General features: G+C 33.5%; 12 protein-coding genes. 10 read left to right on the top strand and 2 right to left on the bottom strand.

From position 1 onward, the window contains the following. Positions 1-597: 597 nt before the first annotated feature. Positions 598-1,614, bottom strand: a complete 1,017-nt coding sequence (locus LUU93_RS20720; RefSeq protein WP_232683075.1) for an LLM class flavin-dependent oxidoreductase — start codon at positions 1,612-1,614, stop codon at positions 598-600. 173 nt (positions 1,615-1,787) lie between these two features. On the opposite strand from LUU93_RS20720, the gene LUU93_RS20715 reads away from it, so the two are divergent. From LUU93_RS20715 to LUU93_RS20700, 4 genes are all read left to right on the top strand, one after another. Beyond that, positions 1,788-2,303: a DUF2975 domain-containing protein gene (locus LUU93_RS20715; protein ID WP_232683074.1), complete on the top strand. Its 516-nt coding sequence runs from the start codon at positions 1,788-1,790 to the stop codon at positions 2,301-2,303. Positions 2,304-2,305: 2 nt separating this feature from the next. Then, positions 2,306-2,512: a helix-turn-helix domain-containing protein gene (locus LUU93_RS20710; protein ID WP_232683073.1), complete on the top strand. Its 207-nt coding sequence runs from the start codon at positions 2,306-2,308 to the stop codon at positions 2,510-2,512. A gap of 117 nt (positions 2,513-2,629) precedes the next feature. Further along, complete coding sequence (locus tag LUU93_RS20705; protein WP_232683071.1) at positions 2,630-3,514, top strand: ABC transporter ATP-binding protein; 885 nt, start codon at positions 2,630-2,632, stop codon at positions 3,512-3,514. Positions 3,515-3,518: 4 nt separating this feature from the next. Next, on the top strand, positions 3,519-7,058 hold the full coding sequence (locus LUU93_RS20700) for a M1 family aminopeptidase (RefSeq protein WP_232683069.1): 3,540 nt from the start codon (positions 3,519-3,521) through the stop codon (positions 7,056-7,058). A 136-nt stretch (positions 7,059-7,194) separates the two neighbouring features. Here the strand turns inward: LUU93_RS20700 and LUU93_RS20695 are convergent, their stop codons facing one another. Continuing rightward, positions 7,195-8,424 (bottom strand): polysaccharide deacetylase family protein, encoded by a 1,230-nt coding sequence (locus tag LUU93_RS20695; protein ID WP_232683068.1) that lies wholly within the window; start codon positions 8,422-8,424, stop codon positions 7,195-7,197. A gap of 354 nt (positions 8,425-8,778) precedes the next feature. Here LUU93_RS20695 and LUU93_RS20690 point away from each other — a divergent pair, with 354 nt between their 5' ends. The 6 genes from LUU93_RS20690 to kdpA all read left to right on the top strand — a co-directional run bounded on the left by LUU93_RS20690 (position 8,779) and on the right by kdpA (position 13,753). Beyond that, entirely contained in the window at positions 8,779-9,126 is a 348-nt protein-coding gene (locus LUU93_RS20690; protein ID WP_232683067.1) for a hypothetical protein, read from the top strand. Position 9,127: 1 nt separating this feature from the next. Further along, positions 9,128-9,550: a sensor histidine kinase gene (locus LUU93_RS20685; protein WP_232683066.1), complete on the top strand. Its 423-nt coding sequence runs from the start codon at positions 9,128-9,130 to the stop codon at positions 9,548-9,550. A 157-nt stretch (positions 9,551-9,707) separates the two neighbouring features. Then, a complete protein-coding gene (locus tag LUU93_RS20680) occupies positions 9,708-11,063 on the top strand; it encodes a sigma-54-dependent transcriptional regulator (RefSeq protein WP_232683064.1) in 1,356 nt (451 codons plus the stop codon). 369 nt (positions 11,064-11,432) lie between these two features. After that, positions 11,433-11,714, top strand: coding sequence for a DUF7674 family protein (locus LUU93_RS20675; protein ID WP_026730398.1), 282 nt, complete (start codon positions 11,433-11,435; stop codon positions 11,712-11,714). Between the two features lie 165 nt (positions 11,715-11,879). Beyond that, positions 11,880-11,957: a K(+)-transporting ATPase subunit F gene (gene kdpF / locus LUU93_RS20670; protein ID WP_081909388.1), complete on the top strand. Its 78-nt coding sequence runs from the start codon at positions 11,880-11,882 to the stop codon at positions 11,955-11,957. Between the two features lie 74 nt (positions 11,958-12,031). Continuing rightward, positions 12,032-13,753 carry a potassium-transporting ATPase subunit KdpA gene (gene kdpA, locus LUU93_RS20665; RefSeq protein ID WP_232683063.1) on the top strand — a complete coding sequence of 574 codons (1,722 nt, stop codon included), beginning with the start codon at positions 12,032-12,034 and terminating at the stop codon, positions 13,751-13,753. Positions 13,754-13,816: the final 63 nt, after the last annotated feature.

Here is a 13,816-nt window from a genome sequence, read left to right as displayed (position 1 = left end):
TTAATCTTTTTTATAAACCGCTGGTTTTGCGTTTTTTACAACGCAAAGTTTTTTTCATCGTTTTATCTCTATTGCGGTTTTTAGCCATTTTGCCCTGCTTGGTCCGGTTCTGCCGCGAAGGCAGTAAGACATGAAGTCTGGTTTTTTCGGGGTTCTTTTTAATCTCGCAGAGACGTAAAGACGAAGAGGTTTCTTTTTTTTTCTTCGTTTTTTCTTCTGAGATTGTCTTTTCCTTCGGGAATTTTATTCTGGAAACTCATGCCCCAGCCCCGATAGTAGTGGAAATCCTTTTATTTTGGAGTTCAAAATAAAAGATTGGAACGGATAGCGGGAAATAGCTCCTTATTAAATTCTAAACTCAAAAGGGCTTCGGCTTCGCTCAGCCGGACATTATTATATAGTATAGTCTTCGGGGGTTAGATTTTCTGTAGAGATGCACTGTGTTTATACGTGATGTAGACGCACTGCTGTGCGTCTCTACGGAAAATTGGGATTCAATTTATCTTATACATATATATGTATAAAAAACAAACCCGACAGGTTTTTTAAATCTGTCGGGTTGTGAGAATGAAATTTACACTTATATATTATGTATGCTTATATATGTATACTTTCGTTTAAGCTATCGATTGCTTCTTTTGTGATTTGAATGCTTTTTAGTTTTGCCTGATGATCGAAGATTGGACTTGTAACCATTAATTCGTCGATTCTTGCGTAGTCAATGAACTTTTTCAAATCGGTTATTAACTGTTCTTTGTTTCCTGTGAAGGTTCCGGCTGTCATTTGATTAACATGGAAACGTTCTTGCCCGTTCATGATGTCATCTAATGACGGAATTGGCGGCTGCAAACCTTTACGATCGTTTCTAATTAAGTTTAGGAACATTTGATATAAACTTGTAGACAATAGTTCTGCTTCTTCATTTGTATCTGCTGCAATGACATTAACACAAGCCATTGCTTTTGGTTTGTCTAAATATTCTGAAGCCTGAAAATTTTCTCTATAAAATTCAAATGCCTGAATCATCAGCTTTGGTGCAAAGTGTCCAGCGAATGCGTAAGGCAAACCGTAAGCAGCTGCCAAAGCCGCACTGTCCATACTTGATCCTAGAATCCAGATTGGAACTTTTAAGCCTTCGGCTGGGAATGCGCGCACTTTTCCTGTTGCGTTTTCGGTTGAAAAATATTCTTGAAGTTTGCTTACGTTTTGTGGAAAACGTTGTGCCTGCTCAAAAAAGTCTTTTCGGATTGCTTCTGCCGTTGGCTGATCTGTTCCCGGTGCTCTTCCTAAACCTAAATCGATTCGGTTTGGATAAAGTGTTTCAAGAGTTCCAAATTGCTCAGCAACTACTAAAGGCGAATGATTTGGAAGCATAATACCACCAGAACCTACACGGATATTTTTTGTCTGACTGGCAACATAACCAATTAAAACAACTGTCGCCGTACTTGCAACGTGCGCCATATTGTGATGTTCTGCAAGCCAAAACCGTTTGTATCCTAAATTATCTGCTAATTGTGCTATGTCTTTTGTTTTTTGAAATGTTTCTGAAGCGTTGCTATCCTGAGTAATGATAGCGAGGTCTAATAATGAGACTGAAATTGGTTTTTTCATATAAAAAATGCTAATAGGCAAAATTAGTTCATTTATACGGATGCCTTTTATTTTCTAATGTTAATAGAATTATAATATTCTAAAAACTCTTCAAATTTGTAATTTTTAATAATTAATTATTGTTTTACGATAATTAATTATATATTTGCAATATCAATTTAATTTTTAAATATATGAAAACAACTCATATTGTATCCAGAATATTATTTTACTTTACCCGATTTTTGTCGGTTGTTTATTTCTTTTTAGCCTCATATTCTGTTTTTACTTTGGTAACGGGATTATTTTTGACATTTAAAGACAATGGAAAATATTTTCAGGTTTGTTATCCTTTTACTTCTCATCCTTTAATGCTTGGTGATTACAACCTGCCGTATATTCTTTTTGATTTTTTGGCTCCTTTGAGTTTGTACGGACTTTTCTTTTTATTGAGCAGTAATGTTTTTAAAGTATTTTTTCAGCCTAAATTATTTACTCCTTACGGGGTTTCTCATTTAAGGCGTTTCTATTTATCGAATTTATTAATTCCGGGTATTGTATTATTTATTGCTTTCTTCTTTGTTTCGCTGGATAATGAAGTTTGGCTTTTTATTATACTACATGGAATGCTTGGATCTTTTGCTTATTTTTTAGCAGCTATTTTTAAGCAAGGTTTAAATCTTCAGAACGAACAAGACTTATTTATATAACTATGCCAATAATTGTAAATGTTGATGTAATGCTTGCCAAACGCAAGATGCAGAGTAAAGAGTTGGCAGAAAAACTAGATATTACGCCTGCCAATTTATCGATTCTAAAAACTGGAAAAGCAAAAGGAATCAGGTTTGATACTCTCGAAGCTATTTGTAAAATATTGGATTGTCAGCCTGGCGATATTTTAGAGTATGTAACAGAATAGCTTTCTTTTAAATCTTATTTCTTTATCATAAAAAATCGGTTTTTGAAGCCGACAGGTATTCTATTGCCTAAATTTTTCAAATCGTAGTTTAATTCAATCATCTAAATCAATCAAAAAATGAACAGTTTATCAATCCAAAATCTCAGCAAAACGTATGAGAACGGTACAAAAGCGATTGACCATTTATCGCTTGAAATTACAAACGGAATGTTTGGTTTATTAGGTCCAAACGGAGCCGGAAAGTCGACTTTAATGCGAACTATTGCCGCATTGCAGGAACCAACTTCGGGAATTATTGAGTTTAACGGAATTAATATTCTGGAAAATCCAATGTTTATCAGGCAAAATCTGGGTTATCTGCCACAGGAATTTGGTGTTTATCCTAAAATTTCTGCTTATCGCCTGCTCGATCATCTGGCAGTTTTAAAAGGAATCGTTGATAAAAAGGAACGTCACGATCAAATTTTATATTTATTACAGCAGACTAATTTATTACAGCATAAGGATAAAGCGGTTCATTCTTTTTCTGGCGGAATGCGTCAGCGATTTGGAATTGCTCAGGCTTTACTTGGAAATCCGAAAATTATCATTGTGGATGAACCAACTGCAGGACTTGATCCGGAAGAAAGAAACCGATTTAATAATTTATTAAGTGAAATTGGCGAAAGCATTATTGTGGTTTTATCGACACATATTGTAGAAGACGTTCGCGATTTATGTCCAAAAATGGCAATTATCTCTAACGGAAAATTGATTTTGGAAGGAAAACCGAATGAAGCGATCGATTCTTTGAAAGATAAAATCTGGATGAAGACGATTGAAAAAGCAGAGCTTAAGGATCATCAATTGAACTTTAATATTATTTCGTCCAACTTAAATTCAGGGAAAATCAACATTCATGTTTTCTCAGATGGACGGCCAGATTCTGGCTTCGAATTGATATCGCCAGATTTAAGCGATGTTTATTTTAGTGTTTTAACTCAAAATCAACTTAAAAATTAGTGTTATGCTTTCTAAATTAATTCAATTTGAATGGCATAACAATACCAGAAGCTGGTTTTTTTATGCCACATTTATCATTTATTTGGTTTTAGGATTTTTTGTGAGCGCTTTTGCCAATTTCTCTTTTTCGGGTGCTTACAAAAATAGCCCGTATGTGCTTACGTATGCGATTGGCCTGATTTCGTTAATGACTATTTTTTCGATTACACTTCAGGTTGCGCAAAGCTTTTTAAAGGAATATGAAACGAAATTCGATTCCATTATTTTCTCCTCTCCTATTTCTAAGTTTCATTTTTTGGCACCTAAATTTATTACCGCGTTTGCAATCGCCGTAGTTTCTTTTGGAATGTTTATTATAGGAATGATCGCAGGGCATCAAATGTTGTGGCTTTCTAAAAGCGAAATTGGGCCTTTTGAAATTATAAATTATGTCTGGCCATATCTTGTAATTGTGATCCCGAATATTTTACTGTGCCTTTCGATATTGACCGCTTTGGCCTGGCTTACGCGAAGCAAACTCTTCATTTATGTTGGCGGTTTATTAATTTACATCTTATATATAGCGGGTTCGATTTTTTCTAATTCACCCCTATTTGCAAATGCTTCTCCATCTTCGGCGAAAGCCATGTCTTTGGCCGCAAAAATAGATCCGTTTGGTTTGGCGGCGTTTTTAGAACAAACGCGATATTGGACTTCAATTGAAAAAAATACCGAATTGGTTTCTCTTTCGGGGAACTTTTTATTTAACCGATTGTTGTGGATTTTGGTTTCCCTGTCTTTGCTTTTTATTTCCTATCGCTTGTTTTCTTTCCGAAAAACAAAAACTAAAAAGATAAAAACGCCTAAAATTGTTTCAAAAGAAGTAAAAGTCCTTTCTTCGGAAATTCCAAAAAGCATCGAGTACAAAACTTTCAGGCATAATTTTGCTATTTTTAAAAGCAATATCAAAATGGATATTTTTTTAGTTTTAAAAGGAATTCCGTTTTTATTGATTGTTCTTTTACTTTCGGGATTATTAATGATTGAGATTTCGGATGAAATTGACGGCGGAATCCGACTAGCAGAAAAAATTACGGATACGGCTTTAATGATTTCCACTATAATGGATCGTCTGCCTTTTATTCTGATCTTAATTCTCCTTTTTTACAGCAGTGAATTATTAAACCGAAACGAAAATTCAAAATTTGAAATGCTCGAAAACACGGCGCCGTATTCTCAATTTGTAGTTTTACTATCTAAATTAACAGCGCTTTTTATAATTCCGTTAATCATTATCAGCATTAGTATTTTGATTGGGTGCGCCTTTCAGATTGCAAATGCCAATGCTCCAATAGAAATTGGTCTTTATCTTTCTTTGTTTTATTATCTCGGATTTCCGTTGCTGCTGATCTCTATTTTGGTAATTGCGATTCAGACTTTTATTAAAAACAAATATATCGGACTTTCATCTGCTGCTTTTATCTCTATTTTGTTTTGTACCGGAATTGGAGAACAATTAGGAATTTCGCATCCTTTACTGCGATTTGGAAATGCTTTTAAAACTGAATATTTTGATTTGAATGGTTTCGGAAAATACACTTTTCCTTTTCATATTATGATGTTGTACAATTTCGGATTGGCTTTACTACTTCTTACTTTGACAGGAATTTTATGGAAACGAAATGCTTCAATCGGAAAAACTTTCAAAAGAAATTCATGTAATGCTATTCAAAAAACAATTTTCGCGTTGGGAATTATTCTTTTTATTGGTTTTGGAAGTTATCTTTTTTACAAAACTAATATTGAATATCCGTATTTGACCGAAGAAGATCAAAATAACTGGAGCGAGAAATATGAAACTCAATTTAAAAAATATACAAATCTTGCACAGCCTGCAATTGTTTCTGTAAAAAGTAAAGTCGATTTATTTCCTGAAGAGAATCGTTATGAAGTAAATGGCACTTATGAACTGATCAATAATTCTGAAAAACCAATTGATAGTTTACTCCTATATATAGATCAAAATTCAAAACTAACTTCTGTTGAAATTCCGAATTCTAAAAATCTGGATGATGTTTCGGCATTTCATCATTATTGGTATCGATTGGAAAAACCTTTAGAACCTCAGCAGAAAATAAAAATGAGCTTTTCTTTTGAGTCATCATGGTCGCCATTTAAAGGACACACGGCTTTTAATTCTATAATCGAAAATGGATCGTTTATGCGAGTAAGCCGTTACTTTCCACTTTTTGGTTATCAGGAATCGAATGAAATCAGCAATAAAAAAGAGCGGGCAAAAAGACATTTAAAACCACAGACGCCTCTTAAAAAACTGGAAGATAAATCGGAAATTAGATATGATTTTGTTGATTATGATGCTGTGGTTTCGACTTCTAAAAATCAAACCGCGATTGGTGTTGGAGATTTAATTGGGAAATGGAAAAAAGACAACCGCAATTATTTTCATTATAAATCTAATGGCAGGATTCCGTTTCGATTTGCTTTTTCTTCTGCCGAATATCAAATCCAAAAAACGAATTATAAAGGCATTTCTATTGAAGTTTTTTATGATAAAAGACATTCCAGAAACATCAAGAAGCTAATTCAGGATGTAAAAAACACTTTAGATTATTGCCAAGGTAATTTTGGTAAATATCCGTATAAAACGATTCGTTATGCCGAAGTTTCTGCTTTCGCCGATGGATTTGCAGCAACTTCATATCCGTCAACAGTTTTTATGAAAGAGAATTTTGGATTCTATAGTGATCTCAAAAATAAGGATAAAGAAGATGTTATTAATCAATTAACGGCTCATGAATTGTCGCACGAATGGTGGGGAAATTCACAAATAAGCCCGGAACAAAAAGAAGGAAGCTGGATTTTGACCGAAACATTGGCGCAATACACAGAGCTGATGCTTTATGATAAAGAACATGGTTTGGAAAAAACGCTCGAAACTTTAAAAATTCATCTCGATTTATATTTGAGCAGCCGAAGTTATGATCCTGAAACATCTTTGTATAAAACCAATTATGATACGCCACATTTGCCTTATGACAAAGGAATGCTGGTTATGCATCAGCTTAGAATTTTAATTGGTGAAGAAAAAGTAAACCTGGCTTTGAAAAATTTTCTGAATCATTATAAATATCCAAACCCGTTTCCTGATTCTGAAGATTTACTAAAAGAGATTTATGCTGTGACAGATCAAAAACTGCATGCTAAATTAAATGAAATGTTTAAGCAGATTATTACGTATTCGTCAAAAATAGAATCGGTTTCAAGTATTAAACAAAATGGTTTTTATGAGGTTTCTTTTAAAGCGGTTTCTGAAAAATTCAGAGAAAATGCAACTGGAGAACGAAAACAAATTGCAAACGATGCCACTATATATATTGGTATTTATGATAAAAACGGAAAGTTGTCTCTTTATCCTTTTGATATCAAAAACAATAAAATTGAGGACAAAATTAAACTAAAAATGAAACCTCAACGCATTGTTATTGATCCATATTTAATGAATATTGATACTTTTATAAAGGACAACGAAAAGGAAATTGACTAGTTTTTTTGCCACAAATTCCACGAATTATTTTTTTTGCCACAGATTAAAAGGATTAAAATGATTTTTTTGCTTGCGCTAAAGTTTATCCTGAAAATAAATAATCCTTCTAATCCTTTTAATCTGTGGCAAAAAACTTTTACTCCAACTGAATAAAAATCTGTTTGTGAGTTGTTTTTCCGTCATCTTTAATGTTTAAATCTTTATTTGATTCGATTTCAAATTTTGAAGGAGTATCAACTGCTAATGAAATATCTCTGTATCGAAAGTTTTCTGGAATTTCCGGCAGTTCAATTGTAACTTCTATTTCTTTATTTTTTTGTTTGTAATCGACTTTAATCCTGTCTCTTAACCAAATATATTCGTAAACTTCCTGCCACGGCGCCATCCAGATTGAATCGTTTCCTTTTGTGCCATATTTATTAGCAAGCGTTGTCATGTAATATTTAAAATCAGGAAAACACATGCTTAAATTCCACAAATTTGTGTTTCCTGTTCCGTGTGTAAATTCGTTAAACCAAACCGGATTTGGCAGTTTTACGATAGAGTCTAACGTTTTTAAATAATGATCCATCGTTTTAAAACTTGTTGTGTCTTTTGAGCTTTGCACAAAAGTTCTGGACGTAATCATTTTATCTAAATTTACTTTTGAGTTAACATTAAAAACGGGTCCAACGCCAGAAGATGCAACTGAAAAAGAGCCATTTGCCAGTGCCTCTTTTTCATATTCTAAATGATAACCTGCGTCACCATCTCCTCCCGGAACCACAAAATGTGACATTGTAAAATCAATATTTTGCTGTATCGAAGCTGTATTTTCGGTTACTTCTGTTAAATAATTCGTGCCATGTTTTGTTGCATGATGAAAACCGTGATTCAAAATATCCCAGCCGGCATTGTACATTTCTTTAATTTCCGGCCACGAAAGACGTCCGCGATTTATTGGTAAATCGTGAATTAAACCGCCGTTAACAGCCAAAGCCAATTTAAACGGAATTTTATTTTCAAATCCGTCCGAATAAAAAAGACCTTTTGATATTGTTCCGTCTCCGCCCTGGTCAATTTTCCATTCGTTTTTATCTGGACTACTGATTTTTCCTCCATTCAGTAACGGAAATGCTGTTAAGTAAGCCGATCGATACCCATCATCGAGCGTAAAACTATAGGCGAAATGTTTGTTGAACTTTAAAGGAGCTGGTTTTATTTTTACTTTATTGTCTGATTTTAATTTAATTTTAAAGGAAATAATTTTCGTTTTTGTAGAATCTGTTTTAGTAGTATAATCATTTCCAAAACAAAAAAATGCTGAATTAATCAGGAGAACGAAAGTCAATAAAAATGGTTTTATTTGTGAATGTGGTACTTTCATTTTAAGGTTAGAATTAGAGGTTTTAAAGATACAAGATAATTGATAAGTTTTGAGTGTAATAATTGCACACGGATAAAACGGATTCACTTCGTAAAATCAGCGTCTATTTTTAGCAGATTTTAATAACAAAAAGAATGATATTTCAACACAGTAAACATATTTAACGAAATATAATAAGTCTGATTAAGATCAAAAAGCAAGAAATCCTTTACGATTAATGCTTCGCAAAAGGAAATTATGCGATTGCTGCTTTTTATGCTGGAAGAAAAAATATCAAAAAAACTACTTATTACTCTAATAAAGTTTTAGCACTTTCTAATAAATTATGACAAAAGTTTCAACTCTTAAACTTTAATGACGTCCTTGTATCGAATTGATTCTTTAAAAGGTAATTTTCGTTCTGCCCTTGCCAATTATAAAATCTTTAAAAAACTGAATGATTCTCTTTATAATATTTCGAAAAACAAACAAATTGAAGAGTTAAAAATTCAATATGAAACTCAAAATAAAGAAGAAAAAATCAATCTCTTAAATAATCAATCTAAACTTCAGGAAAGTGAATTACAAAAATCGAAACTTATAAATAGTGTGTCGATCTGGAGTTTAGTTTTATTACTAATTACAATTGGATTATTGTATAACCGATACCGATTGAAACAGCGAAATCACGCCAAACTCGCAATCGGCTTATTTGGAAAATGATATGGCTTTATCTGCAATTAAAAACAGTCCGCACAGAACACATTCTATGTCATTGATTCATCAGAAACTGTACAATTCCGAGAATATTTCGACGATTAATATGCCGAATTATATTAAGGAATTAGTCGAATATTTACGAGAATCTTTTTCGCTTGAACAGAGGATTCGTTTTGATGTAAAAATTGATCCGCTGGAATTAGATGTTGCACATGCCGTTCCGCTTGGATTGATTTTGAACGAAGCCATTACGAACTCTATCAAATATGTTTTTCCCGAAGATCGAACAGGAATGATTTATATAACGCTTGAAACCAAAGCTGAAAATCAATATTTATTGACAATTTCAGACAACGGCATTGGTTTTGACACTAACCTCAGCAATAAAAGCAAACTCTTTCGTAATGAGCTTAATAATACGGCTTAACAGATGATCTTGACGGAAAATTAACAATGAAAAATAATAACGGAACGATTTTAAAAATCGAATTTTCGCAAGAATTTCCGCTGAATCAAAAAAGGAAAGTGATTTAAAACCTAAATTTGTACATCAAAACACCAATTCGGTTTTAGTTTATCTGCAAATGACACACAAAATTTTAATTATAGACGACGAAGAAAAACTTAGAAGTCTGCTGGCGCGTATTATAAAATCAGAAGGGTTTGAAGTTATCGAAGCCAAGGATTTAAAATCGGGTTTTAAGAAATTAGAACAGACGGATATTGATGTCGTTTTATGTGATGTCAAACTGCCGGACGGAAACGGCGTTGATTTTCTTCAAAATATAAAAGGAAGTTTTCCGCTGACAGAAGTTATTCTGCTGACTGCTTTCGGGAATATTCCGGATGGCGTTCAGGCAATGAAAAATGGTGCTTTTGATTATATTGTAAAAGGCGACGATAACGATAAAATTATCCCGCTTCTTTATAAAGCAGTTGAAAAAGTACATTTGCAAAAGAAAGTACAGCAGCTCGAAAAACGTATCAGCGACAAATACTCTTTTAGTACCATTATAGGGAAATCGAAAGGAATTGAACAGGTTATTGATCTCGCGCAAAAAGTAGCCAAAACAGATTCGACTGTTTTACTTACCGGAGAAACCGGAACTGGAAAAGAAGTTTTTGCGCAGGCAATTCATGAAAACAGCAATCGTGCAGGAAAATCATTTGTAGCTTTAAACTGCAGTACATTTAGTAAAGAAATTCTGGAAAGCGAACTCTTTGGTCACAAACAAGGAGCTTTTACCGGAGCTTTAAAAGATAAAAAAGGCTTTATTGAAGAAGCAAACGGCGGTACTTTGTTTCTGGATGAAATTGGCGAAATGCCAATTGACCTGCAAGCCAAACTATTGAGGGTTTTAGAAACCAGCGAATATATTCCGGTTGGCGATACCACTCCAAAAAAATCAAATTTCAGATTAATAGCCGCTACAAATCGGGATTTAAAAACAGAAAGTGATGAACATCGTTTCCGCTCTGATTTGTATTTCCGTTTGAATATCTTCGAAATTAAACTGCCTTCTTTAAGAGAAAGAATCAAAGATATTTCGGTATTGACTCATCATTTTGTTAAGCAGTTTTCTGAAAAAACAAATAAAAAAACATTACATATCGCTGATGATTTTCTACAGAAACTAGAAAATTATTCCTGGCCGGGAAATATCCGCGAACTTAAAAATATCATCGAAAGATCGGTTATTTTGAGTAATGGCAATACTTTAACTTCGGATGTTCTGCCTTACGAAATCCAGCATCAAACTGAAAAAAGTACTAAACCAATGTCAGCTTTCTCCATGCAGAGTATTGAAAAACTCCATATACAAAAGGTTTTAAATTATACTAAAGGAAATAAAGCTGAAACGGCAAGATTATTAGAAATTGGAATTGCGACTTTGTATAGAAAGCTGGAAGAATATGGAATTGAAAATTCCAAAATTTAAATTCCAATGGTAATAGCAATGACAAACTTCAGCATCAATTTTCAAAGCTTTGGAGAAACGTAATATTTATAGATTCCCATTACCATTAATAAAAAACTCCAGCGGAGCGACACTTACACAATCCAAAAATATGTTACCCCGGTGGGACTCTAATATCTGTGCTTGTTGTTTTCTATAAACATAACATTTCGCCGGAACTTGAAAATAACATATCAAAACGAGAAAAGCTTATCAAAATGATAGGCTTTTTTTATGCCCGATTTTTAGCATAAAACTACATTCCTTTTATTGACAGCACTTTACCTATAACTTCTTTTTTTCGGAACATATTTTGGCATAAGGAGAGAGAACATTAAAAATTCATTTCAAATGAAAAATCAAGTTACCTCAATCTACAAACAAGCGGAGCGATTTGCCGAAATCACTAAAAAATCGATTATTTCCGGCAATATCGTGAGAGCTAAGAAATGTCTGGCTCTTGCTGAACGTTTGTTTATAACCGGAAGTATCGAAACTAAAAATGCCATTTCTAATGTGTATGTTTTTTCGGTTTCTTCTTTTATGGAAGTACGTCACTGCAATATTTCACATCTTTTTCCACAAACGCTTAAAGCAGAATATATCAAGCAGGTCAATGCTTCGGGTGTATAAAAGTTCAATTGGTTAACTGTTTAATCGGAAAAATCTAAAATCTAAAGTCTACAATCTAAAATCTAAAATAATCATCCTATGGTCACTTTTCTTTTACTCGCACTGGCAGTTTTACTGTTTGCAATTTGTTTTCTCTCTGTTGAATTTTTTGAAAAAATCTAAATCATGACCGCACTATTTATTATTTCAATCGCCGTTTTCGTGTATTTGGTTTATGTATTAATCAAACCCGAAAAATTTTAAAATATGAATTTTTAGAATTTAAGATTGTCTCAAAGAAATCTAAAATCTAAAATCAACAATCTAATATTAAATATATGAACACAGAATTATTAGGCGTCATTGGTATTTTTATCCTAACTATTATTTTAGCAATCCTTTTAGGAAAATATATTGCTAAAGTTTATTTGGGAGATAAAACACTTCTTGACCCGATTTTCAATCCAATTGAAAAATTTATCTTTAAAATCAGTGGTATAAATCCTGCCGAAGAAATGAACTGGAAACAACACTTAAAAGCACTTTTAAGTATTAATATGGTTTGGTTCTTTCTTTGCTTTTTTGTCTTATTATTTCAGGGTTCTTTGCCACTTAACCCGGATAACAACCCATCTATGACACCTGATCTGGCATTTAATACAGCTATTTCATTTTTAGTCAATTGTAACTTACAGCATTATTCAGGCGAAAGCGGGGTTTCTTACCTTTCACAAATCCTCCTGATGTTCCTTCAATTTGTTTCTGCTGGTATCGGAATGGCTGCTGCCGCAATGATTTTTACCGCAATGAAAGAAAGAACGACAGAGCAATTAGGTAATTTTTACAATTATTTCATCAAAAGCTGTACTCGTGTTTTATTACCGCTTTCAGCAGTTGTGGCTATTATATTAGTTTTCAGTGGTACTCCAATGACTTTTGAAGGTAAAGATGCTATTACAACTTTACAAGGCGATCATGTAGAAGTTTCTCGCGGACCTGCTGCTGCATTTATTGCTATCAAACATATTGGTACAAACGGTGGTGGATTTTTTGGAGCCAATTCAGCGCATCCATTAGAAAATCCAACTTATTTTACTAATCAAGTTGAACTTTGGGCACAGATGATTATTCCGTTTGCGATGATTTTTGCTCTTGGTTTTTTCCTAAACAAAAGAAAACTTTCTAATATTATTTTTGGGGTAATGACCGTTGGATTTTTATTCTTGGTAGTTCCAACAGTTATAAGCGAAATCAACGGAAATCCTGCTATCGAAAAAATGGGTATTGCACAGACAACTGGAGCGATGGAAGGAAAAGAAGTTCGGTTTGGACCCGCAATGTCAGGTTTCTGGAGTATTGCTACAACGGTAATTTCTACAGGTTCTGTAAACAGTATGCACGATAGTTCAATGCCCATTTCTGGTGCTATGCAATTATTATCTATGATGGTGAATGCCTATTACGGCGGATGTGGGGTTGGTATTTTAAACTATTACATTTTCATTATTCTGGCTGTATTTATCTCTGGATTAATGGTAGGCCGAACTCCTGAGTTTTTAGGGAAGAAAATCGAAGCCAGGGAAGTTAAAATTGCCGCTTTTATTGCTATTCTTCACCCATTATTAATATTATCCGGAACTGCTTTAGCTTCTTATTTTGCTGCACATGATACTGCAATGGGTTATTGGTTCAACGGAAACGCAACAGGCTGGTTAAATAATCCCGGCAATCACGGATTTTCAGAAATGTTATACGAATACACTTCAAGTGCGGCCAATAATGGTTCTGGTTTTGAAGGTCTGGGAGATAATAATCCGTTTTGGAATATTACTACAGGAATTGTGTTACTGTTAAGCCGTTTCATTCCAATTATTGGTCCATTGGCAATTGCAGGTTTACTGGCAGGTAAAAAATACATTCCAGAGAGTGCAGGAACTTTAAAAACTGATACATCAATTTTCGGAATCATGACTTTTGCTGTAATCGCAATTATCGCTGCTTTATCATTCTTCCCAGCGTTGGCGCTTGGTCCTTTAGCGGAATATTTTACACTAAAATAAAAATGCTGGATATTTTAAACACATCGAAACATAGAATTTAAATCTATAAAAAAAGAATAAAAG

Origin of the sequence: Flavobacterium soyae, assembly GCF_021245985.1 — a bacterium.
In the GTDB taxonomy this organism is placed as follows: domain Bacteria; phylum Bacteroidota; class Bacteroidia; order Flavobacteriales; family Flavobacteriaceae; genus Flavobacterium; species Flavobacterium soyae.
Note: the sequence above shows the minus strand (reverse complement) of the source record. Positions and strands in the feature narration are given on the sequence as shown.